Genomic DNA, 25,299 nt, shown 5'->3' with positions numbered 1-25,299 from the left:
TTTCGACATGAGTTGGCACGTCTGGTTGGCGTTCTTCGGAGCAAGTTGGGTGATCAGCCTGTCGCCGGGGGCCGGCGCCATTGCGTCGATGTCGTCGGGACTTGCCTACGGCTTGCGACGCGGATACTGGAACATCTTCGGGCTGCAGTTGGGATTGTTGCTGCAGATCGGAATTGTCGCGGCGGGGGTCGGTGCAATTCTCGCCAGTTCGACCGTGGCCTTTTCCTTGATCAAGTGGTTCGGTGTCGCATACCTCGTCTACCTGGGGATCAGGCAGTGGCGATCGGCGCCCACCGAGGTGGAGACCGACGAGGCAGCCGCGAGCAGTTCCGGTCCGATGATGATGCTTCGCGGATTTCTCGTGAACGCGAGCAATCCGAAGGCCGTCGTTTTCATGCTCGCAGTGCTCCCGCAGTTCCTGGACCCGTCGGCGCCGCTGCTGCCGCAGTATCTGATCATCGCCGCCACGATGTGCGCAGTCGACGTGATCGTGATGACCGGATACACCGGCCTGGCCGCCCGGGTGCTCACCTTGATGCGCTCCCCCAAACAGCAGCGAACCACCAATCGAGTGTTCGCCGGACTGTTCTTCGGAGCCGCCGGCTTCCTCTCGAGCATCGGGCGTGCAGCGGCTTGATCGGTCACACGGCTCGAGAGATCACAGGCCCGCAATCAAGTTGACGACGGACGCCACGATCACCGAACCGAACAGGTACGACAGCAATGCGTGGCCGAGTGCCATCGCGCGCATGTCCGACGACTTCAAGTTGGTGTCGGAAATCGCGAAGCTCATCCCGACCGTGTACGCCACGTAGGCGAAATCGCTGTACCTCGGCGGTTCTTCCTGATTGAAATCGATTCCGCCGTCGGGGCCGGAGTAGTACAGCCGTGCATATCCGAGGGCGAAGAGCGTGTGGACCGCCAGCCACGAGATCACGACGCTGCCGACTGCAACCGATGCCGCCACTACTTGGTAGTGATGTCCGTCGGGTGCCGCCAGGAGCAGGAACGCGATACCGACCAGGCTCGCGACGGCGGCACCGAGAATCAGCAGGTGCGCGACGTTTCGGGCCGGCTCTTCGCGCGTTGCGTGGCTTGCGGTGAGCGTCGCGTCGAAGGGCCAGACCAGAATCCACGTCCACACCGTGAACACCATCGCCGCCACATCCCAGCCGATCAGAAACGCGAATCGGGGGTAGCCGACCAACGCCGTGACGACACCGGCGGCCACACCGAGCAGCAGACCCGTCGACACTCTCAGCGCCGGCCCGGCACCCAGGGCGCTCCGTGGAACCGGGTTGATCGGAAGGTCGTGCGGTCGATCGTTCACGGGCTCAGTCAACCACTGTTAGAAGTGAGACGGTGGTTACGTGACACGGCGACTCAGGCGTTGCACGCACCGACTATCGGCTTGCCGTTGAATCTGTCCAGCACGTACTGCAATCCGACGCCGAAATCCGCTACGGCCGGCGCGAGGTGGTTGTTGCCGCTCCCCGGATTCACCGCAGGCAGGGTGTCGGTGAACAACGTCGCCTCGGCCCCGCGCGCGCACCAGTCCTGAACCAGGCGCCGGGTTTGCTCGTACGGGATGAAATCGTCGTTGAGCGCTCCGTTGACCAGAATCGGCGAGGCCGGGGTTCGCCGCCCGATGCGTTGTTCCTCGATCACCTGTTGGATCTCCGGTACCGATTCCACCACGTCGGCGAGTGGTCGTCCGTCTGTGGTCCACGACGCCGTCGACTGCTTCCCGTACTTGGTTCGGGAATCGATGAGGCATTGCCCGGCGACGTCGGCGAGCACGGACCGGCCGTAGTCGTTGAGTCGAGATTCGATCGGCTCTCGGGCGGCGGGATAGCGGTCGAGGACGCCGTTGATCGTGTAGCCGATCGCGGCCATCAGGCCGGTACCGTCGATATGACGCAGAACGCTTGCCAGGTCTGCCGGGGGCGCGCTCGCGTAACTCCCGACCAGATTCAACTCAGGCGCGTATTCGGGTGCCAGTTCGGTTGCAGCGGCAGTGGCGCCGCCGCCCTGCGAGTGGCCCCACAGCGCTATCGGATCGTCATCTCCTGCCTGCGCGAGGGCTCGGGCAGCGCGTGCACCGTCCAACATCGCATGGGCTTCCTCGGCGCGATTGACGTAGGTATGGACGCCGGGTGTTCCGAGTCCGATGTAGTCGGTGACGAATACACGAACGCCCTGGGCGAGGAAAGCAAAAGCAAAAGCTGACTCGTAGTTGACACCGACACTGTCCACACCGGCACCGTAGTTCGACGGATTCCCGGGTTCCGCCAGGCGGAGCTGACCGGCAGTGGGAAACATCCTCGACGGCGCGCACTGATCACCTTGGCCCTGCGTACCCGGACCGATCACCACCGTCGGGCGGGGGCCCGCTCCTGACCACGGGGCAGCCGGCTCCAGGTACGAGCCCGACACAACAACCTTGGATCCGTGGGTGTCGGTACTCGAATACAGGATCCGGGTCCCCACACCAGGCACTCCGCCGACGGCACCGGCCAGAGCCAGCGGTTCCGTCCGAATCACCGAACCCGGATCACCGACGTCGCCCGGAATCGCGTCGTAGAAATCGTTTACGGGTTCGGCGTTCGACATCGGTGTGAACAGCAGCGAGGTCGGCAACAGCGCCGATACCGCAACGGCCGAAACCTTCAGTGCCGCGAGGACAACCTTCCGGGTGCTCATGGAAATCCAACGTATAGGCCTCAGTCGACGCGCGGACCGGTTTCGATCTGCGGGACTTCAATCGATCGATACCAACTGTCACGCGAGCGGGCCATGCCGCTGGCCCCCCGATCCCCTGGTTTCACGGCCAGAACCTGATGAATCGTAAGCCTGTGCGGCTCCTCGAAACCCAGGGCACTGGCAGCGAGATACAGCAACCAGGTACGCACCCGGGGAGCACCGACCTGTAAGACCGATGCGTCCCAGTTCTCGCGGAGGTTCTGCACCCATGCGCGCAGTGTCTGTGCGTAATGCTCGCGCAACGCTTCGCTGTCACGCGTCTCGAAACCCGAAAGTTCCAGCGCATCAATGGTTTTACTCAACGGAAGGATCTCACCGTCCGGGAAGATGTACCTGTCGATGAAGCTGGGACCGTCATCGACGTTGTCCGACAACGACTTCACCGCGGCGATGGCATGATTGAGCAGACGACCCTGCGGCACGAGCAAGTCGTAGAGTTTTGCCGTGTACACCGGCAAATTGACCAGGCCCACGTGCTCGGACATGCCGATGCTCGAAATCGCGTCGTAAGGGCCGTCGTCGACGTCGCGGTAGTCCTGCACCCGAATCTCGATGCGATCGGTCAAACCCGCGTCGGCAACTCGCCCCTTGGCGTATTCGACCTGCTCGTTGCTCAGCGAGACTCCGACGACGTCGACGCCGTAGTTCTGGGCGGCGTGTAATGCCATCGATCCCCAACCGCAGCCGACGTCGAGCAGTCGCATTCCCGGCTTCAGATCGAGCTTGCGGCAAATCAAGTCCAGCTTCGCGTACTGCGCGGCTTCGAGGGATTCGACACCTTCCGGCCAGTATCCGCACGAATAAACCATGCTCGGCCCGAGGAACAGTTCGTAGAAGCGATTCCCGACGTCGTAGTGATGGGAGACAGTCGCCGAATCGCGTGATCTACTGTGCCGCTTGCCTCGCTTACTACGCATCTCGATCGCCGGGGGTGACGGTGGTGGACCCACCGCTCCCAAGCCGGCGAAAGTACCGGCGGCGCGAACAACCGAGCGTAGCGGCAACGTCGACAAACGATTCTCACCGAGCCGCGTGACCAGTTCCGGGACGTCGAGGAGCGCGAAGATGTCGCCGTCTACGTCCAGATCGCCGGAAACGTACGCCCTCGCCAGCCCTAATTCGTTGGGAGAGTACAGGACCCGCCGTAGGGCACGCCGATTCCGGAAGTGAACCTGCGCGGCGGCGTCCCGTGGCCCTGCCTCCGAACCGTCCCAACATCGCACGCGGACCGGAAGCGGAACCCCGATCACTTCCTCGAACACCGTCAAAATCTTGGCCGCGGCACCAGTCACTGATCAACCCTCCGACAAAAGATGGTTAGCCGATGACAGAAAACTTACGCCCGATTCGCGAATCTTTCGCGCCATTTGTCCGAGTTTTGGACAGTGTTCATCGCGGTTTCGGTATTCATCGCCGAGTTCAGGGTTCCACCAGTCCGGCGAGGAATTCCACCAGCAGTCTCTTCGTGACCTCACGTGGCAGCGATTCCACTGCCGCGAGGACGGCCGCCATGTCCAAGGGAGAATCGGAAGAGCCCCGAGGATCCAGCCCCGCCGACGTCAACGCTGCCGCGACGGCGTCACTGGGCAACGCAAGAACATCGGCGACGGTGACATCGCCACGTTCGAATGCTCGGGCCAACTCTGCCAGGGCCGGCGGCGCCTCGGCTGCCGCCGAGCCGCGAACGTCGTCGGCACCGAGGACGAGTGCGCTGGTCAACTCGCCGAGCACAGATTCCGTCACCGGGGTGACGGTGAGGTGGGTTGTTCGAGGCAACGTCGTCCCGTCAGGTTGCGTCGACGCCGGCTGCCCTTGAAGGACGAAGCCGCGAGCACCGACAGCGCTCACCCAGCGATGCGGATCCACTCGCCGTTCGAGCGGCACGGAATCGTCGGTAGCGACCGCGAACAGTGGTCCCACCGGCGAGCCCACGACGCGAAGACCCTCGATTGCCTCGACCGTGCCGATCAGTGCACGAGTGGCCCGCTGCGCCCGGGACACCAATTCGGCGTACCCGGATTGCCCGAGGACTTGCGAAATCGCCCAAGCACCGGCAAGAGCAGCAACGGATTTGGAACCGAGAAGCGTGGGATTGACCACCGGGTACCCCGGCCAGTCCGTGAGTCCGAAATACTGCTTGCGATGCAGATCTCGCCCTCGGTGCAGCAGAACCGAAACGCCTTTGGGCGAGTATCCGTACTTGTGGAAGTCGACCGACATGCTGGTGACCCCGGGCACCCGGAAATCCCAGGGTGGCAGATCACCCCACCACGGCAATGCAAGCCCACCGATGCAGGCGTCGACATGCAGTGGAATCGAATGTGCACGAGCAACTTCCGCGACATCGGCGATCGGGTCGAGCGCCGCGAACGGGTAGCTGGGCGCGGAGACGACGATCAAGACCGTGTCTTTCCGAACTGCCGTCGCAATATCTTGTGCGCCGACGCGCCCCGACGTGGGATCTACGGGTACCAGGATCAGTTCCAGTCCGAGCAGGTGAGCTGCCTTGTGGAAAGCGGCATGCGCGGTGGTCGGAAGAACCAGCGAACCCTCACCCGGCGGGAGCCCACGGAAGTCGCGAGCTGCCTTGACGGCCAACACACAACTCTCCGTTCCGCCGCTGGTGACATTGCCGACGACTACGCCTCCGGCGTCTGTATCTGCGGCTGGGTCTGAAGCTCCATGGAGGAACTCGCGTGCGAACGCAACCAACTCACGCTCCATCACCGCGGTGGACGGGAACACCGTCGGGTCGAGACCGTTGACCGGCTGAACCAATCGAGCTGCGTCCGCTGCCAACTCGTCGAGCGCTGCGAGGCCGCTGTCGTACACGTACGACAGAACCCGGCCTCCGTGCGTCGGAGCGTCCTGCTCGCGAAGCGAACGCAACCGAGTCAAGATGTCGGCCGCCCTCTTCTCGAGGTTTGCGCTCTCGACGATCTTGCCCTGAAGTTCCTCGGCCTGAGTGGAACTCATCGTTCACCTTTCGTTCTCGTGAGTGGATTCTTGTTCGGTGCGGTAATTCCGCAATACGACCAGGCTGATCGCAACCAGGATCGCCGGCACGACCGAGAAGCCAAGGGCAATTCCGGTCAGCGCCGATTCCGGTTGCACGACAGTCTCGCCCGCAGTTTTCGAGACGAACCCGGTGACCGCGAGTACACCCAAGAACACCGCGGGACCCAGGGCAAGACCTGCGGTTTCCGAGGCTGTCCAGATGCCACTGAGCGAACCACCGCGTTGGCGCCCACCGATTCGCGCGTCGTCCTCGATGACGTCCGGAAGCATCGCCAGCGGGAACACCTGCATGCCGGCATAGCCGACGCCGGCAAGCGCGACGGCACCGTAGATCCACGAACCGGCGTCGACAGCCGCAAGCGTCAACAACGCCGTCGCGACCACGAACAGAACCGAGGACACGACGTAACCGCGAAGCTTTCCGTACCGATGCGAGAACCGGTACCACAACGGCATGACGACGAGAGCTGGTCCGACGAGTGCAACGAACAGACCGGTGAGCGCACCTTCGTTGCCCATCACATAGGTCGCCAGATATTGCGCACCCGCCAACATCACAGCGGTGGCAAGAGCTTGGAGCACAAAGACGATGACCAGCAATCGGAACGCGCGGGTATGTCGTATCGCGTCGAACCCGTCCCGGTACTGCGAGAGCAACGAGCCGACCGGCGCGTCCGCGTGAGTCACCGTGTGGCGCGCGGCTCCGCGAACTGCCCAGATCATTGCCCCGCACATCAGCGCCGACACCCCGATCGCCATGACCAGATAACCGCGTGCTCCGCCCCCGGCAGCGTCGCGGAGCTCGGGTCCGCCGGCGCCGACGACCAGAATTGTCAGGGCCAACACCGCAATTCGAACCGATACCAACCGGGTGCGCTCGTGGTAATCGCCGGTCAACTCGGTCGGCAACGCGATGTACGGCACCTGAAAGAGGCTGTAGGCACTCGCCGCGAGCAGGAAGAAGACGAGCACCCACATCGCCCCGACTCCGGGGCCGGCCGACACCGGGGCCGAGAACGTGAGAATGAAGAGCAACGGCAGTCCCAGAGCGCCTGCGAGCATGAGTGGCACTCGCGTACCAGTTCGATGAGAGCTTCGGTCGCTGATCGACCCGATCAGCGGATCGATCAGGACGTCGGCGATTTTCGGGACAATGACCACAAGCGACGCGAGCGCCGCGGCAACGCCGAGCGTGTCGGTCAGGTAGTACGCCAGTACCAGACCTGGCAGAACACCGAATCCACCCGTACCGACACTTCCCGCTGCGTATCCGGCCACCACACCACGCGAAAGCCTGTCAGGCGATCTACCTTCACGAAGACGTACCGGTTTGTCTGTAGTCACCGTCCACACACTAATGTCACGACTCCGTACCGCGAGGGCAAAAGAATCCCGATGACCAGAAGTCGCTCACTCGGACGTGCCTGGCATGCCAGACTGTGACCCGATTCGCACACGAAACGAAGGTCTGAAGACGATGGTTGACCCACTGCGAGAGATCTGGCCTCCGTACGGAGTCACGATCACGTGTGGGCCCATCACCTTGCTCCCTGTGCGCGACGATCATTTCCCCGAACTCACTGCGCTGGTCCGAGCCGGCATTCACCCTGCCGAACAGATGCCGTTTCTCGTCCCCTGGACGGTGGGCACTCCCGACGAAGTGTCGCGCAGATTCATCCAATACCACTGGTCGGTCCGCGGAGCGATGACCATGACCGACTGGAAATTCGAAACAGCCATTGTCGTCGACGGAGAAATCGTCGGCTGCCAGGCGTTCGCCGCGACGGACTTTCCTACCAGTCGTACCGGTGAAACCGGCTCGTGGATCGGACGCGGGTTCCAAGGCCGGGGTGTCGGCACTCTCGCCCGACAGGCAATCTGCGCATTCGCATTCGACTCTTTGGGCGCACGAAGCGTCGTGTCGTCGGCATTCACGGACAACCCCGCCTCGATCACGGTGTCCACCAAAGTCGGGTACCGCGCAGACGGCACAGTAGAGGAGTTGGCTGCCGACGGTCGCATGACCGTGCGTCGTCTCTTCACCCTCAGCCGCGAAGATTTTGTCGCACCGCCGTATCCCGTCGAAGTGACCGGCGTGCGCGCGTTCAAGACGATGCTCGGCATCGACTGAGCGAGCTACCCGTGCACCGTGAGAACCGAGAGAGCAGCGACAACCGGAAGACCAGTGACAACCGGAAGACCAGCGACAACCGGTAGAACAGACACATGGAACCCTCCGACATGATGGCCGCAGTCACCTCGTCCATGCGCGACCGTACCGGGCGCACCCTCGAAGAATGGGTTGAGGCCGTACGGACGTCCGGGGTCGACCCGCTCGATCAGAACGAAGTGCGCAAGTGGCTGAAAGCAGAGCACGGTGTACCGCAGAACTCGCAGTGGGCAATTGCATTCGAGACTGCCGAACAGTCCGGATGGGTGGAGCCGACCGTCGAGCGATACATCGACCAGCAGTACAGCGGCCCGAAGGCAGCACTGCGGCCGATCTTCGATGCAGCCCGACGTCTGATCGAAGAACTTGGAGCCGATGTTCGGGTCGAAGGCCGCGGAACCTACACACCCTTCGTTCGCGCTCGCCAATTCGCCGCCATCGCAGCGGCCACCAAGGCCCGAGTCGACCTCGGACTACGTTTTGTCGAGGCCCCCGAATCCGAACTTCTTGTGCCGGCCAAAGCTCCCGGGCAGTCGACCCACAAGATCGGGCTCAGCAGCACCGCAGACGTGAACGACGAAGTCGGATTGCTGACAGCGATCGCGTATCAACAGAACGGCCGGTAGGTCACTCACTCACCGCCACGCAAACGCTCACCTGCAGGCTGCACGAAAGTCCCTGTTCTCCTTGTCGGAGAACAGGGACTTTCTTCACCGCGGGGGAAGGTCGCTGCGACGTGTCAGCTCAGGCCGAAGAGCGCGCCGATGATGGTCCGAGCAGCCTCGAAGAGCGCGTCGACGGACGGAACACCGATTTCAGAGCTGATGGAAAAAAGGGAACCCAACATACGATCCTCCGGAGATAGTTTCTGAATGGCTTACTGCCACAAGGGAAATGCTACAGATTCTACTTGCGGAACTGAAGCAAGGGGACCACGGGAGTGACAATTCCGGACCAAAGTCCCGGCCCGTTAGATCTACTGCACCCCAGTATGATTGCGATCCTTCGAATCCGAATCGACACCTTCGAGATAGCCGACGAGAACTTGGGCGACCTCCGCCAACACCTCAGTGCTCGACATTTCCGAGTGGGAGCAGTCGACCAGGTACGCCCGCAACGGCCCCACCAGTTCGGACCACCTTTCGACCAGGTGACGATGTTCAGGCAGATCATGCTGCGCCACAAACAGTTCCACTGACCCGAAATAGTGGCTCGGCGTGTGGTCCCGAACGATTCGCGACAGTTTTTCCACCCGACCCACTACGGATTCGAGTACCGTATCGGAAAGGAAATCCATACCGGTCTGCCTTCGGATCTCTGCCGCAACGTCTGTGAAAGTCAGTGCTGCAGTTTCAGTTTCAACCTCGGATAGCCCGATCTGCGCGAACAGTTCGGAAGGTTTCGGAGCCGCTTGTACCGATGGCATCATCTCCGGTAACAGCGCGTCGAGCATGACAACCGAACCGACCAGATCGCCGGCCTCTTCGAGCTGGCTCGCCATCTCGAGCGCGATCGTTCCGCCGGCAGACCAACCCAGTAGATGGTATTCACCCGACGGCTGCACCGTCCGTACGGCATCGACGTACCCCGACGCCAACTCCGCCACCGTGCCTGGCAATTCACCTGCTCCCGTTGCCTGGATGCCGTACACCCGTCGACCCCGCAGCTGACCGACGAGTCCGGCGTAGCACCAGGCAATTCCGCTGACCGGATGCACACAGAACAACGGCGGCCGTTGGTCATCGGGGTCGCCGCCGAGCATGACGACCGTGTCCAGCGGATCCGAACGAAGCGAATCACCCTCGAAGACATCGGCATGAACGAGATCCATCCGAGAGGCAAGCTCCGCCACAGTTCGGTCGGTGAAAATCCATTGAACCGGGAATTCCCTGTTCAGGCTCTCACGCAAGCGCGTAGCCACTCGAACTGCACCCATCGATGTCCCGCCGAGCTCGAAGAAGTCGTCGTAGCGGCCGACCGATTTCGCGCCGGTCACGCCCTCGAATGCCTGTGCCACGTGACGTTCGGTATCCGAGATGGGTCGATCCACACTCGACCCTGGCTGCGGTGAAGGAGCAGGAAGTGCCGCTGCGTCTATCTTCCCCGAAGCGAGCAACGGTACCTCGCCCACTATCGTCACCGACGAAGGCAGCAGGTGCTTCGGCAGCAGGCCGGAGACGAACCCGCGAAGCTCCGATTCCGTCGCCGAACCGTTTTCCGCCAACGTCACATACGAACGGAGCTCAGCGGATCCGTGCCCGTCGTCACAGACAACGGTTACCGAGAAGGCCACTGCTCCATGGCTTGACAGAGCCGCGTCGACCTCCGCCGGTTCCACGCGGACACCCCGCACCTTCACCTGCGCGTCGTTGCGACCCAGGTACTCGAGCGCTCGGTCGTGACGCCTACGACGCACGAGGTCACCCGTGCGATACATCCGAGTCCCCACCGCATGAGGATTGGCAACAAAGCGCTCGGACGTCAGAGCCGGGGAAGCGACGTACCCCCGTGCCACATTCTCACCGGCGAGGAACAGTTCTCCCGCAACGCCATCCGGAACCGGTCGGAGCCTCTGATCGAGAACAAATGCTGTCGTACCAGGGACTGGAGTGCCGACAGTGACGTCCGCGTCAGTGATCCGTGCGGAAATCGATGCCGCGATCGTTGATTCGGTCGGTCCGTATCCGTTGACGATGCGATGTCGGGGTGACCACGCCGACGCAAGGCGCGCAGAGAGCGGCTCCCCCATCGATTCGACGATCAACGGTTGCACTGCATCCGGATCGACTGTCGCCAGGACCGTCGGCGTCACGATCAGATGTGTTACGTCGGCGGCTATCAGCAGATTCGTGAGTTCTTCTCCCCCGTAGACGAAGTCGGGAGTCAGAATCAGCGTTCCACACCCTGCAGCCGCGAGAAGGATCTCGATCACCGACGCGTCGAAGGTCGACGACGCCAATTGCAGGACTCGGGGGCCACGCTCGAGCTCGGCGATCTCGGCGTGTGCGGTGCAGACGTTCATGATTCCGCGGTGTGAAACCTCCACGCCCTTGGGTCTTCCCGTGGAACCCGACGTGTAGATGACGTAGGCGAGGTTGTCGGGGTGAGCCGGCGTTGCCGATACCTCGGCAGCGCCACCAGCAGTGCGGGATTCGTCCATCGCCACCCACTCGACGCACTCGGGCAAACTCTCGGATGCACCTCCCGCTGTCAAACCGACAACCGAACCGCATTCCTCGACCATCGTCTGCCGGCGCGCTGTCGGCAGCGCCGGATCGAGCGACAGCCACGCTGCGCCTGCACGCGCTACTGCCCACAACGCAACGATCCACAGATGCCCGCGCCCGAGCGCAACGGCCACCACGTCGTCGGGTCCGATTCCTCGGACCACCAACTCGCGTGTCCAGTGCGACGACTCCTCGTGCAGGTCGCGGTAAGTCCAGCGTCTGCCGTTCTCTTCCAGCGCGACGCCGTCGGGCGCCTGACGCAGAGCGCGTTCGAAAATGTCGGCAATCGTCAGAGGTTCGACGTGGCGAGGATTCGCAGCAGTCAGCGCCGAGCGTTCGAGTCCGGACAGCAGTTCGATCTCCCCGATCACAATCTCGGGTTCCGCGGTCACTGATTCGGCGATACGTCTCACCCGCTGCATGAACAGTTCCGCGGTCGACTCGCGGAACTTGTCCGTCGCATACAGCAATCGAATAGTCAGACTGTCACCGGTGTCGACCAGGTCCCACGTCAAGTCGTAACCGGTCGACGCCCCTGAATTGTCGATGTCGAAGACGGTAATGCCGTCGATCTGCGGCAACTCCAGCGCTCGCCGGTACGCCAGCATGACCGTGAACAGCGGATGCTCGTTCATCCTGCGCGGCGGATCGACCTTCGCAACGACGTCGTCGAACGAGACGTCCGCGTTCGCCATTGCTTCCAGATCGACACGGCGAACCTCGTCCAGAACAGCAGCGAAGCGATCGGTGGAGTTGATCCTCGTGCGCAATGCAACAGTACCCACCATCATTCCGGCGACGCTCAGCAGCGCCGGATCGTTCCGCAGACTCACAGCTGCTCCCACCACGACGTCGTCCGTGACGCACTCGCGAGCGAGCAGCACGGCAATCACGCTGTGGACGACCATGAATACCGTGACGCCATGCGAACGAGCCAACGCCGACAACGCGTCGTAGGTGGCGCCGTCGAGGACTTCCGTCACCATCTCCTCGGATCGTGAAGACACGGGACTCCGGGGGTTGTCGACGGGTAGAGCCAACACATCCTCGACGCCACAAAGTGCGTCCGACCAATAGTCGAGTTGCCGGTGAGCCACGCTGAGAGAATCCTCGGGGTCACCCAAGCTCTCTCTCGCCCAGAAACTGTAGTCGCCGTAGCTGATCTCCCCCGACGAGCGATCCCAGGGAAGACCTGCCGACCTGGCCTCGAACGCTGCCACGAAATCGGTCAGGATCGGGCCCATCGACGCTCCGTCGATCGCGATGTGGTGAACAACGATGACCAGGACCGTCAGTCCTGCAGAGTCGACTCCTGCCTTTTCGGCGAACACACGCACACGGAACGGAACATCTCGTTCGAGATCGAACGGCACAGTCGCGAATGCCGAAGCGCTCGCACGGATATCGCCGACGTATACCGCAGTGAGATCGAATGCAACAGAGTCTATTTCAAGTTGTTGCGGACCGAATTCACCCGGAACACAGACAGTTCGCAATACGGCATGGTGATCGACGACGTCGCCGAGCGCGCTGCTCAAGACCGAACGATCGATGTCGTCTGCCAGGACCGCTGCAAACGTCAGGTTGTACGCAGTCGATTCCGGCTGAAGCTGATTGATCAGCCAGAGTCGTTGTTGCGAGGGCGCCAGCGGGGCCGGCTTGCCGGGATCACGTCGAGTCAGTTCGCGGCGTTTGCCATCGGACGCGCTCGCCGACAGCCACTGAGACATCGCTCGCGGCGACGGATTGTCGAAGACGGCGCGAACAGGCACATCTCGCGCGAAGATCGAGGCGAGGCGACCTGCCACCGCTGCCGCGGCCAACGAATCACCACCTGATTCGAACAGGTTGTGCAGAGCGCCGAAACTTCCGGACACGTGTTCCGACATGACAGCGGTGACGAGTTCCTCCGAAACCGTCACTGCTGCATCGGGCGCCTGGCTCTCGAACACATGGCGCCGCAACGCATCTGCATCCAGTTTTCCGTTCGTCGTGAGCGGGATCGACTCCAATACGACGACGCGGCCGGGCATCAGATACGCAGGCAACATCGCGGCCAACTCGATTGTCAGCTGATCCGCCTCCACACCATCGCCGACCGCGCACGCAACGGCGATGTCGTCGACGAGGACAACCGCCGCAGCCTCGACGCCCGTGCACCGACGCAGAGCTGATTCGATTTCGGCGGGCTCGACGCGGATTCCTCGCACGCTCATCTGACGGTCGGAGCGTCCGACGAATCCGAGAGTGTCATCCGTGCGGCGATGAACCAGATCACCGGTTCGATAACGACGGTGCCCACCGGGTGCTGCGATGAACGACGTGGCGGTGCCGGCAGGATCTCCGGCATAGCCCATCGCAAGCCCGGGCCCGCTGACGTACAACTCACCGATCCCGGCCCACGGCACCGGACGCAGTCGCGTATCGAGCACCTCTGCACCGATTCCGGCGAGCGGGACTCCGATCGTGACCCGATGATCCACCTCTGCGACAGTGGTGACCACCGTGCATTCCGTCGGTCCGTACGCATTGAGCATTCGCGCGCGGCGACTCCACGCACGCGCGGTGGAAGGTGAGAGCACATCGCCACCGACTGCCACCACCGCGAGCGAATCGAACCGCTCCGGAGCCATCGTGTCGAGTACGGCTGGAGTGGACAACATGTGAGTGACGCCGCGTTCTGCGACGAATTCTTCGAGTGCCCTTCCGCCGAAAGCCTCCCGAGGAGCGACCGCCAAGGTAGCCCCGGCGCCGATCGCCAACATCATCTCGAGGATTGCTGCATCGAACGTCGGTTTGTAACCGTGCAGCACAACCGAGTCCGAAGTCACGCCGTACTTGCGGACAGCATCGTCGGTCAGCAGGCCCAGTCCTCGGTGGGTGACTGCAACGCCTTTCGGTTCACCGGTCGACCCGGACGTGTGAACAACGTACGCGACTGAATCCGGATACTGCCGACCGGGAACAGGGCTGCGATCGGAGAGGACTGTGCGCAGCTGCTTCAGACGTGCCGGTGGCAGGTCGGGGTCGATCGGCACGAATGCCGCGCCCGTTTTCGAGATCGCCAACATTCGGACCAGGTACGCGATAGTCCGTACCGCCGGAATCTCGTACACGGCACCCGGTCCTGCTCCCCGAGCCACCAGTTCCCAGGCTTGGGCATCCGAGGCAGAGTCGAGTTCGGCATACGTCACCGTGCGGTGTCCGTCGTCGAGAGCAATGTTGTTCGGGAATCGCGCCGCGGTGGCGGCGAAGATCTCGGTCAGCGTGCGGGACGAATCGACTTCGGCAGCAGTCCAACTGGGCGCCGCGCCCACCGCGAGATCCGAAACGAGTACTGGCACATCCTCGGCAATCGAGGTGAGCACTCTCGACAGCTGTCGGGTAACCGCGTCGGCGCTCGAAGGATCGAAAACGCTCGCGGCATAGATGAGCGCTCCGGTCAATGAACCGTCGACAGCGGGTGCGAGCGAGACATGCATGGGGAACTTCGTTGTCGCGGTCTCGATTTCGCGAGCCTCGATCGTGAGACCGGAAACCTCCACGGCAGGGATCGCGAAGTTCTGCAGACCCAGCGCAATCTGGGGAGTTCGTCCACCGAGCAGCTCACCAACCAATTCGGCAGGAACAGAGCTGTTTTCGAACGCTGCCACATCAGCATCGAAAGCTGCACCCAACAGAAGATCGATCGGCACGTCCCCGTCGATCCGAAGGCGAAGAGGCACCGTATCCACGAACATGCCGACCACGCCGTCGAGCTGAGGCGCCCGCCGTCCGTCGACAGCTGTCGCGATCACGACATCGGGATTTCCACTCAGCTTGGCAAGCACCACCGACAACGCCGCATGAACCACCGCGAACAGCGAGACCTTCAATCGGTCGGCTCGCGCCTGCAGTGCCGAGGTGATGACGGCTGGTATCACGAAGTTCACTCGCTGCGCCACGGTATCCGGCCCGCCATCAGAGTGATCCACCGTCAGCGGAGACACAGATGTCACACCGTCGAGCGTTCGGCGCCAGAACTGCTCGACGACAGGGGAAACGTCACGTGCTGCCTCCCACGCGGCAAAATCCCCGTACTGGATCGGCAACGGAGACCATTGCGAATCCAGTCCAGCTCGTCGCTTGCCGTACGCGGTCAGCAGGTCGCCGACCACCGTTCGCATCGACACCCCGTCGACTGCGATGTGATGAAAGCTCACTGCCAGAACGTGCCTGACCGGTGACACCTGGAGCAGCATCCAGCGCACCGGCAGGTCTGCCGCTACATCGAAACCACGCGAGCCGAACTCTCGCAGCAGCACCTCGACCTCGATGTCGGCGACCAGCCGCGTTTCCATTGTCACGGAGGTCGGAGGATCCACGACCTGAACCGGTGGAGTGCCCGGATACCGGGTTCTGAGGACATCATGACGACCGACAAGATCCGTTGCTGCCTGACGCAGCGCGGCCGCGTCGAGTTCACCGTCGATCTCGATGCAGATCGGCAGGTTGTACGCGCCGCTCGCCGTGTTCCGCTGATTCAGTACCCACATCGCACGCTGGTTTCGTGACAGGGGTGCGGGCGTGGGGTCGCGGCGCGGTTCCAGTCGGACAAGATCGGTCACCGAGTCGTTCTGCTCGAGCGAATCGAGCCGGGCTGCCAACGCCGCAACTGTTGGATGCTCGAATACGGTCCTGAGCGGAACAACCAGCCCCAGAGTACTACTCAAGAGCGAGGTAACCTCCGCGGCCGACAGCGAGTTGCCCCCGAGCGAGAAGAAGTCTGCGTCGCGGTCGTCCTCATTCCCACCGAGGACGGAACCAAAAGCTCCGGCTACAACACGTTCGGTGGCGGTGGCCGGCCCCTCTGCACGGGAAGCATCCAGTGTCGGCGACGGGAGACGGGCGAAGTCGACCTTGCCGTTCCGCATCGGAAGCTCGCCCTCGATGTCGACGATGGCATGCGGAACCATGTACGTCGGAAGGACTTCTGCGGCGGCAGCGCGAAGTTGACCTGTGTCAACTCTTTCGGCACCTGAACTTCTCACGTAGGCGACCAACAGAGGACTTCCACCTTCGGCCGACCGAACCCCGACGACACAGAAGTCGACGTTCGCGACAGACTGAATGACTGCCTCGATCTCACCCGGTTCGATCCGGACACCGTTGACCTTCACCTGCACGTCGGTTCGCCCGAGATAATGCAGGCGATACGTACTTCCCTCGGATTTGGGGCTTTCCGGCTTCCACATCACCAGGTCGCCCGTCCGGTACATCCGGGCGCCTGAACCGGTTGCCACGAATCGTTCCGCAGTTCGGGCCGGTTGGCCGGCGTAACCGCGAGCGAGCATTCGACCTGAGAGATACAGTTCGCCGGCGACTCCCGGCGGCACCGGTTCGAGTCGATCATCTAGCACGACGGCGTCGACCCCGGCCAGTGGATACCCGATCGATCCGTCGTGAGTGTCACCCGACAGTTGTTCGATCGACAGTGGTTCGGTAGCAAGCGAATACATCGTCGACTCGGCAGGTCCGTATCCGTTGATGACTCGGCGTCCGGCTTGCCAGCGCTTCGCCAACGCGCCGCCGAGTCGCTCGCCCCCGAACATCACCGTGGAAAGGTCCGGCAGCGAAGGATCGCCGATCGAGGCGACGACAGTAGGTGTGGCGCACAGATGAGTAATTCGCTCGCGCCTCAGTGCTGATGCGAGTCCCGAGCCGAACAGTTCTTCGTTCTTCGCCAGAACGAGCGTGGCCCCGGACGCACTCGCGATGAGCACCTCGAGCAACGTCATGTCGAATCCTGGCGCTCCGCGATGGAATACGCGAGAACCTGGCCTAGCCGAGAATCGACCGGGCAGGTCTTCGGCGATCACACCGAGCCCGCCGTTGGTCACGACCACAGCCTTGGGGGTTCCGGTCGTTCCTGACGTGAAAACTACGTAGGCCGCCAGGTTCTCGGAATATTCGCGCACCGAGTCGGTGACTTTCTCACCACCAGCGTCTTCACCACCAGCGTCTTCACCACCAGCGTTGCGGCCGCCGATCGCTCCGGTGCCCAGTGTTTCGAGGACATCGCGTACTCGCGCCTGCGGCTGTTCCGGGTCCGTCAATGCCGGAGCTGCACCGACCTTCGCGATTGCCCACAGTTGCACGATCGACGCAATCGACCGATCTGCAGTCCAAGCAGCGACCTGGTCGACTCCAACTCCCCGGGAGCGCAACTCGTCGGCTGCGACATCCGACTGGGCATCGAGTTCCCGGTACGTCAGTGTGTTGCCCTCACCCTCGACCGCCACAGCGTCCGGGGCGGATTCGACGCCGAAGCGCAGCATGGAGGCAAGTGTCGTACCGGAAAGTCGAGATCGATCAGGCCGGTCGACCGCGCCGTGTGCGGGGACGAGAAGAGCTCGTTCCGCACTGTCCAACAGGTCGATTTGCCCTACGGCGACATTCGGGTCGACAGACACTTGATTCAGGAAGCGCTCGAACCGGCCCGCAAAGCTCGATACCGTCAGATCATCGAATAGATCAGCGTTGTAGACGAATTCGAGACCGAGTTCGCCCCCGACCCCCTCGTCCGTGACGTTGACCTGCAGATCGAAATTTGCGTGCCTGACTTCAGGAGCAATCTGTGTGATGTCCAGCCCTGGTATCGACCACGCGGCGGTCTCAGCAGTTCGGAACGAGAGCGCCACCTGGAACAACGGATGTCGCGAACGCGATCGCGGTGGGTCGATCAGATCGACCAGCGATTCGAAGGGCATCTCTGCGTGCGCGAACGCCGCTACGTCACGCTGACGAACCTGCTCGACCAACCGGCCGAACGAGTTCGACGGATCGACTTCGGTTCGAAGAACAATCGTGCCGGCAAACATGCCGACCAGCTCGTCGAGTTCAGGTGTGACGCGTCCGGACACAACAGTGCCGACAGCTACGTCATCGCTACCGTTGTACCTCGCCAACAGCGCCGCGAGAGCGGCGTGTACAACCATGAACATGGTCGCGTTGTTCGATCGTGCGAGTGTCTGAAGGCCCGTTCGTACCGAACCTGAGATCTCCACCCGACAGCTCGACGCACGGGCGAACGTCGAACGTGGACGATCGAGGGGAAGCGTCACCTGCTCGGGAACTCCTTCGAGAGCCTGCATCCAGTAGCTGCGTACCGTCTCGGGAATCCCCGATTCCCTTTGCCATGCACTGTAATCGGAGTATTCGAGCGCGAGCGGCGACCACTGCGGAGCGTGCTGCGCCGAGCGGGCGATGTACGCCGCAGTGAAGTCGCGGACCAACAATTCGAGTGATCGAGCGTCGGCGGCAATGTGATGGACGACGACAGCCAGGATGTGCTCGACAGGTGAAACCTGGAGAAGTGCCGCACGTACGGGCGGATCAACGGTGACATCGAAGCCCGAACCCACCAGTTCTGCTACACAATTCTCGGCGTCGCCGCCGTCGAGTGCCTCGAGCTGAAAGGCCGGAAGCGCATCCTCGGCGTCGAGCACCGTCTGAACCGGGCCGCCGCCGACAACCGGGTACACGGTCCGCAGAGTGCGATGGCGATTGATCACGTCACGAATTGCCAGTTCGGCCGCAACCACGTCCAGCTCGCCTGCCAAGCGCAGCACGATCGGGATGTTGTATCCGGCGGAGTCTGTATCCAACTGATTCAGAATCCACATTCGATGCTGGGAAGCTGACAGGTGCACTTCCGTGTTGTCCGAACGAGGCCCCAAGGACACGTCAGACGCGTGCTCCGCGCCGGTTCGCCCTACACCTATCCGCGCAGCAGCGATGTCTGCGAGCTGATCGACGGATGGGTGCTCGAACACATCGCGGACGTCGAGGTTGCAGCCCAGGGCGGAGTTCAGACGCGACGAAAGACGAGTGGCGATCAAGGAATTGGCGCCTTGATCGAAGAGGTTCCGGACCGGATCGACATGCGGAACTTCCATCAAATCGCTCAGAATAGCTGCGACTGTCTGCTCGAAGAAGTCTCGCGACTGCCGAGTCGGCTGCGTGAGAGACACCGGGGTCGGCAACGATGCTCGGTCGATTTTGCCGTTGATCGTGACCGGTAATGACGCGAGCGCCATCAAAGCCGACGGAACCATGTGCGCGGGCAGCAACGAACGAGCAGTCCGCAAGACGCCGTCGAGGTCGTGTCCGCTCCCCGGGGTGATGTAACCGACCAAAGTCGGCCCGCTGTCGAGTTCTCTCACCACTACCGCGGCCTGCTCCACCGACGTGTGAGCCAACAGCGCGGATTCGACCTCGCCCGGTTCGATGCGGTAACCGCGCAGTGCCATCTGACCGTCGGCGCGGCGAACATATTCGAGTCGGCCGGCTCGCCAACGGACCAGATCGCCGCTGCGGTACATCCGTGATCCATCGAATCCGGGTTCAGGCACGAATCGCGAAGACGTCATCGCGGGTCGACCCAAGTAGCCTTCGGCCACCTGCGGACCCGCAACATACAGTTCGCCGACAGATCCCGGAGGGACGGGCTTCAACGACGCGTCCAGTACGTAGCTGCGCAACCCTGGTAGTGGGGACCCGATCGGCGAGACAGTCTCGTCACCGGGGACAAGATCGAAACTGGTGACATGGACTGTGGTTTCGGTGATTCCGAACATGTTGACGCCCCGCACGTCCGGGTGCCGATCGAACCAAGCCTCCACGCGCCCGGCGTCGAGGCGATCACCGCCGAAAACAATCGTCCGGAGCGGAAGCAGCATTTCCTGCGTGACTTCCGCCAACGCATAGAAGGCGGCCGGGGTCTGATTGAGAACGGTCACTCGTTCCCGCACAATCAGATCCGCGAATCTTTCGGGTGAGCGCGCGACATCACCGTCCACGATCACGAGGGATCCGCCAGTGGTCAACGAACCCCACATCTCCCAGACCGAGAAGTCGAATGCGTACGAATGAAACATCGTCCACACATCTTCGGCGTTGAAGTCGAAGATCTCTCGGGTCGAGGCGAGCAGCGCCAACACGTTGTCCTGAGACACCACTACGCCTTTGGGAGCTCCAGTTGATCCGGAAGTGTAGATCACGTAGGCGGCGGACTCCGACTGTGCAACGGGCCAGTCGGCCGTAGCGTCAGTCGTCTCGTCCACGAAGATGACAAGTTGCTCGTACCCAACGAACCGCCCAGCAGATTCGTCCGTCGACAGAATCGCTTTCGGGCCTGCATCGGCAAGTACGTAGTGGATACGAGCGTCGGGATACTGCAAGTCGATCGGTACGTACGTCGCGCCCGCGCGAACGACAGCGATGATGGCTACGACGAGGTCGACCGATCGAGGCAGGGCGACCGCCACGCGATCACCGACTCGAATTCCTCGATCGATCAAGACAGCGGCAAGGCCCTCCGAACGAACTCGCACCTCTTCATAGGTGAAACGAGTATCGCCACTCGACACCGCGATTGCATTCGGATGCCGGGCTGCGACGGCCCCGAAGAGGTCAGGCAGCGACTGCGCGACAATCGACGGCGCCGGCACCCGAGCCGACAATTCTTCGCGTTCCGCAACACTGAGAACATCGATGTCACGCAGCATGATTGACGAGTTCTCGGTAATCGAGCCACACACTCGACGAAGCCGCTCGACCCAGCTCTGCACGGTGCCTGCATCGAACAAATCGTCGGCATATCGGAAAGTGCCGCGAATACCGCTCGCGTCGCCGTCAATCGTACGATCCTCGCGCACCGTCACTTCGAGGTCGAAGCGAGGGTGCACGGGGGGTAGCGGAGTGCCGTGCACCGTCAGAGTTCCCATCGCGATCTCGGAGTCGGGCGCTACCGGATCGACAGCGAGAACAACTCGGAGGAAAGAATTCTTCTCGCCTACGGCCCCACCGACCGCACGGTCGACCACCCAGTCGAACGGGACGTCGGCATTGGACAGGGCCGCCACATCAACCTCGCGCACCCGAGTCAAGAACTCACCGAACGTGTCTCCGCCGCGAAGGAGCGTTCGCAGCGCGACGGTCCCGACGAACATACCGACGACACCGTCGAACGAAGGATGCGTTCGTCCGGAGGTCGGGGTCCCGATGACCACATCGGACGCACCGGTGATCTTGCTCAGTGCGATCGCAAGGCAAGCGTGCAACACCATGAAGGTTGTGCAGTCGTGCGCGCGAGCGATCTCGTTCAGCGCCGCATGGATAGGTGAGGGCAACTCGAACGTCACGTCCGGAGCCGACGACGGTTGGTCCGGCCGGCGGGATCTGTCCACGGGAAGCGCCAGAGTCGGATCAACACCGGCGAGTGTGTCGGACCAGAATTCCAGCTGGCGTCCTGCCAAGCTCTGTGGATCCGCGGGATCACCGAGAATGGTTCTGTGCCAAGCGGAATAGTCGCGGTAGTCGAGAGCGGGCGAAGGCCAGATCGGCGACCGTCCGTCGGCGCGAGCGTCGTACGCCGCGATGAGGTCCGAGACGATCGTCGCGAACGAAAGGCCGTCCAGGGCGATGTGATGGGCAACCACGGTCATGCGGTGGTCGGCATCGCTGCCGGAGGCGAGGATCAAGCGAAGAGGCGTATCGGTCGCCAGGTCGAAACCCGCCGCAACCAAATCCGCTGACGCAGCCTCGTAATCCTCGGACGCAACCTCGATCAGAGTCACCGGAGTCGCGGTCGCAACCTGGATCGGCCACGCGTCGTGATTCTGGTCGAACGAGAAAACAGTACGCAAGACGAGATGGCGATCGGTCAGGTCACCTACCGCCACCCTCATCGCCTCGATATCCAGAGCACCACTGAACGCGACCTCGAACGCAATGTTGTACGCCGACGACTGGGGATCCAGACGATTGAGTAACCATAGGCGTTGTTGCGCCGGTGCGATTTCCACGACGAGGTCGTCCGAAATGCGCTGGGGTTCCTCCACCCACTCCGCCCGCCCCGCACGGATCACCCGGGCCAGGCGCGCCGGCGTCGGGGCACCGAACACGTCCCTGACACCAACCCGTCTTCCGAGGGCGGAACTCACTCGCGCGGCGACATACACGGCGTCGAGTGAACTACCGCCCCAGGCGAACAAGTCGGAGTGCGGTCCGAGAACTCCGACGCCGAGGACCTCGGCCATCACCGAGGCAATCAATTCCTCGTCGTACCCGATCGGGTGGTTGACCGCCGCGCGCTGCTCGACCGGCGCGGACGACGCCGGTTCGGGGAGCGCTGAACGGTCAGTCTTTCCATGGCTCGTGACGGGCAATGCTGCCAAAATGGTCACCGAACTCGGCAGCATGGAACGAGGAAGTCGGGAAGCCAGATGATCGAGCACCATCGTCTGGCTCAACGGATGAGCTGCGCCTTCGTCCGCGGTCACATACGCCGCAAGCGACCCGGATCGCTCGACCACCGCTGCTTGCGCAACGCCGGGAGTCGACAGGAGCACAGCCTCGATCTCGCCCAGTTCTACGCGTACTCCACGGATCTTCACTTGTTGATCAGAGCGGCCCAAGAACTCGAGTTGACCGGCAGCGTTCCATCGCACCATGTCCCCGGTGCGGTACATACGCTCACCAGCGCCGGCAGCACCGAAGGGCGCAGCGACAAAACGCTCCGCGGTGAGCGTCGGAGAAAGGTACCCTCGCGCCAGTCCGTGTCCCATCACGTACAGCTCCCCCGCGGCGCCGACCGGAGTGGGCAGCAACGACGAATCCAACACCACAGCGGAAACGCCGTCGATCGGGCGCCCGATCGGAGTATCACCACCAGGCGCGAGCGGCTCGCTCATGAATGCCGCGACGGTTGCTTCACTGGGCCCGTACGAATTCACGATGTCGACGTGACTCGACCACGCATCCACTAGCGCTCCCGGCGGTCGCTCGCCGCCGACGTTCAAGACTCGAAGTTCCGGCAAAGCCCGAGGATCCATCGTCAACGGAACCGATGGCGTCGAGTTCAGGTGCGTGACACCTTCAAGTCGCAAATAGTCTTCGAGGTCCACTCCGCCGATCAATCCGGGAGGAACGATCACTGCGGTCGCGCCGCAGCCGTGTGCAAGCAGAATCTCGAGGATCGCCACGTCGAACGATGTGTTTGCAAGGAGCGCGACGCGGGAGGAACTATCGATGTTCAGACGCCGTGTGTGAGAACGCAGCAACGGCACAATGCCTCGGTGCGTGACCGCGACACCCTTCGGTCGCCCGGTAGAACCAGAGGTGTAGACCACGTAGGCGGTGTCGTCCAGAGACAGGTCGGCGATAGATGAACCCGCCCCCACGCGTCGATCCACCGGACCTTCGACGGTCTCGTCTTCCCTGGGGTTGACGACGCAGACCCAGGCCGGCACGTTCACGAGTTCGCCACCGACCACAACGGACACGTCGGCGTCGTCGAGAAGGAAAGCGACACGCTCGGAGGGTGTTTGAGGATCCACGAAGAGAAGGGCAGCACCAGCCCGCACTACTGCATGAAATGCAACTACGGAATCGGTCGAGCGCCCGGTGAGGATCCCGACGACGTCGCCTCGTCCGACTCCGTTCTCCACGAGCAAGGCGCAGAGTGCATCCGCGCGAGCGCCGAGCTGGTCGTAAGTGACGTCCACACCTTGCTCGCGGATCGCGACGGCACTCCCCTGCCCTGCGCCGCCTCTGATGACCGAATCGAGCGTCGCGAATCCGTCCGTCCGCTGACCTAGCGCAGGGACCAGATCCTTCACTTCATCCGTCGAGAGGATGGGGAGGTCACCGAGCGCACGGGTAGCCGAGTCGAGGAACCCCTCGAGTAGCCGAACGAACTGACGATGATGCATCGCCAAGTCACGTTCGCTGTAGAGGTGCGGATTGGCTTCGAAGGAAAGGCGAACGTTCTCCCCCGCGATCGACGGATAAATGCTGAAGAACAGGTCTTCGGTGGGTCCGGATGTGAGGACGTGAAATTCGCCGACGACGTCACCGAGCCGAATCGCTTCGTGAAACATCATGACGTTCACGGCCGGGCCCGCCGCCTCACGGGATCCGCCCTGACCCTCCTGGAAGCCCATGTCCTCGTAGCGGAATCGCTGGTGGCGTAGCGCACCGGTCATTTGAACCGAGATCTGACGCACCAGTTCTTGTGGCGACAGATCCCGTTCGAGTTGCGCACGAACAGGCACGATGTTGGACAGCATCCCACCTGAACGTTTCGACGTCGCCGTGGTGCGGCCGGACACCGGCAAGCTGAGGACTACGTCATCGGAATCAGTCATGCGACCGAGATAGGACGCGAATGCACCGACGAGGACCGCCACCTCGGAGGTAGTCCACTCGGTCGCGACATCCGAAAGCCGTTTTGCAAGAGTTGGATTCAGTGTCCGCACCATCATGCGCTGCGGCATGGACGTCAGGCCGGCGCCGTCGGCGAGGCGAACCGGGCGGGGCAGGCCTTCGGACATCTCCGTCCAGTACTGCTCGTCCGATCGATACCGCGACGAGGATCGGTAATCGACGTCGAGGTCATGCAGTGCACCTACCCCGAGACCACCGAAAGGAGTCAGCGTCTTGCCATGAACCAGATGCGAATAGCGCTCGGCCACCCGAGCGGTGAGTGTCATCGCCGCATGTCCGTCGAGCACGAGGTGATGGGCGTGCGAGTACCAGTAGTAGTGCTCATCTGCCAGGTGAAGCAAGGTTGCCGAGATCAGGCGGTCAGACATCACGTCAAGTGGCCGTGAGTATTCCGCTGTCATCCACTCGTTCGCGCGCCGAACCGGGTCGCGGTCGCTGCGTAAGTCGAGGTATGCGAGATCGTCGACGATCGAATGATCGACGACCTGTGCCGGCTCGGCATCGGTAGCGACGAGGCGAACGAACGGCGACTCCAATTCATGACATGCCGTATTCGTTGCCTCGATCAGCGCGTCGACGTCAACCGGTCCGCGTAGTTCCACGTACTGAGCCACCACGAACGGAGTTGACGGACTCAATTGCTGCGCGAACCACAGCGCGAGCTGAGCCCGAGACAACGGAAAAGCACTCAACCCGTCACCTCACATTTCACCAGCCTTGTTTTTCACGAACGTTCGGTGGCTGATCACGTGAATCCATGGGAGCGAACACCACGAACGGCCGAACCGAACCCTACTGTCTCGTCTAAGTTTTCACCACTGGGCCAACACTGCTAGACATGTCGACGCAGCT

At 62.4% G+C, this 25,299-nt stretch carries 9 protein-coding genes; 3 read left to right on the top strand and 6 right to left on the bottom strand.

Annotated features, from left to right (window positions below; genetic code table 11):
- Positions 1 to 7: 7 nt before the first annotated feature.
- Positions 8 to 637, top strand: a complete 630-nt coding sequence (locus ACYP01_RS19345) for a LysE family transporter (RefSeq protein ID WP_037130153.1) — start codon at positions 8 to 10, stop codon at positions 635 to 637.
- A 21-nt stretch (positions 638 to 658) separates the two neighbouring features.
- On the opposite strand, the gene ACYP01_RS19340 is transcribed toward ACYP01_RS19345, so the two are convergent.
- The 5 genes from ACYP01_RS19340 to ACYP01_RS19320 form a co-directional block, all read right to left on the bottom strand.
- On the bottom strand, positions 659 to 1,330 hold the full coding sequence (locus ACYP01_RS19340; RefSeq protein ID WP_030537075.1) for a DUF1345 domain-containing protein: 672 nt from the start codon (positions 1,328 to 1,330) through the stop codon (positions 659 to 661).
- 53 nt (positions 1,331 to 1,383) lie between these two features.
- Complete coding sequence (locus tag ACYP01_RS19335) at positions 1,384 to 2,703, bottom strand: alpha/beta fold hydrolase (protein ID WP_459681805.1); 1,320 nt, start codon at positions 2,701 to 2,703, stop codon at positions 1,384 to 1,386.
- A gap of 20 nt (positions 2,704 to 2,723) precedes the next feature.
- Positions 2,724 to 4,055: a class I SAM-dependent methyltransferase gene (locus ACYP01_RS19330; protein WP_459681803.1), complete on the bottom strand. Its 1,332-nt coding sequence runs from the start codon at positions 4,053 to 4,055 to the stop codon at positions 2,724 to 2,726.
- A gap of 127 nt (positions 4,056 to 4,182) precedes the next feature.
- Positions 4,183 to 5,739, bottom strand: coding sequence for a pyridoxal phosphate-dependent decarboxylase family protein (locus tag ACYP01_RS19325; RefSeq protein WP_459681801.1), 1,557 nt, complete (start codon positions 5,737 to 5,739; stop codon positions 4,183 to 4,185).
- 3 nt (positions 5,740 to 5,742) lie between these two features.
- Positions 5,743 to 7,134 (bottom strand): MFS transporter, encoded by a 1,392-nt coding sequence (locus ACYP01_RS19320; RefSeq protein WP_459681799.1) that lies wholly within the window; start codon positions 7,132 to 7,134, stop codon positions 5,743 to 5,745.
- 124 nt (positions 7,135 to 7,258) lie between these two features.
- Between ACYP01_RS19320 and ACYP01_RS19315 the strand changes: the two genes are divergently transcribed.
- Together ACYP01_RS19315 and ACYP01_RS19310 are read left to right on the top strand one after the other, a co-directional pair.
- A complete protein-coding gene (locus ACYP01_RS19315; protein WP_180279627.1) occupies positions 7,259 to 7,912 on the top strand; it encodes a GNAT family N-acetyltransferase in 654 nt (217 codons plus the stop codon).
- 95 nt (positions 7,913 to 8,007) lie between these two features.
- Positions 8,008 to 8,577: a DUF5655 domain-containing protein gene (locus ACYP01_RS19310; RefSeq protein WP_459681795.1), complete on the top strand. Its 570-nt coding sequence runs from the start codon at positions 8,008 to 8,010 to the stop codon at positions 8,575 to 8,577.
- Positions 8,578 to 8,927: 350 nt separating this feature from the next.
- Here the strand turns inward: ACYP01_RS19310 and ACYP01_RS19305 are convergent, their stop codons facing one another.
- The gene (locus ACYP01_RS19305) at positions 8,928 to 25,139 is read right to left on the bottom strand and encodes an amino acid adenylation domain-containing protein (RefSeq protein WP_459681793.1); all 16,212 of its coding nucleotides are present in this window, start codon (positions 25,137 to 25,139) and stop codon (positions 8,928 to 8,930) included.
- Between the last annotated feature and the right edge of the window lie 160 nt (positions 25,140 to 25,299).

It is taken from the genome of Rhodococcus sp. no. 34, from assembly GCF_054589475.1.
The sequence above is the reverse complement of the archived record's forward strand: the minus strand, read 5'-3'. Positions and strand labels throughout refer to the sequence as shown.

Bases quoted from the DNA above. Each gene is read 5' to 3' on its own strand.
- ACYP01_RS19345 (WP_037130153.1), top strand. From the start codon at position 8: ATGAGTTGGCACGTCTGGTTGGCGTTCTTCGGAGCAAGTTGGGTGATC.
- ACYP01_RS19335 (WP_459681805.1), bottom strand. From the start codon at position 2,703: ATGAGCACCCGGAAGGTTGTCCTCGCGGCACTGAAGGTTTCGGCCGTT.
- ACYP01_RS19325 (WP_459681801.1), bottom strand. From the start codon at position 5,739: ATGAGTTCCACTCAGGCCGAGGAACTTCAGGGCAAGATCGTCGAGAGC.
- ACYP01_RS19315 (WP_180279627.1), top strand. From the start codon at position 7,259: ATGGTTGACCCACTGCGAGAGATCTGGCCTCCGTACGGAGTCACGATC.
- ACYP01_RS19310 (WP_459681795.1), top strand. From the start codon at position 8,008: ATGGAACCCTCCGACATGATGGCCGCAGTCACCTCGTCCATGCGCGAC.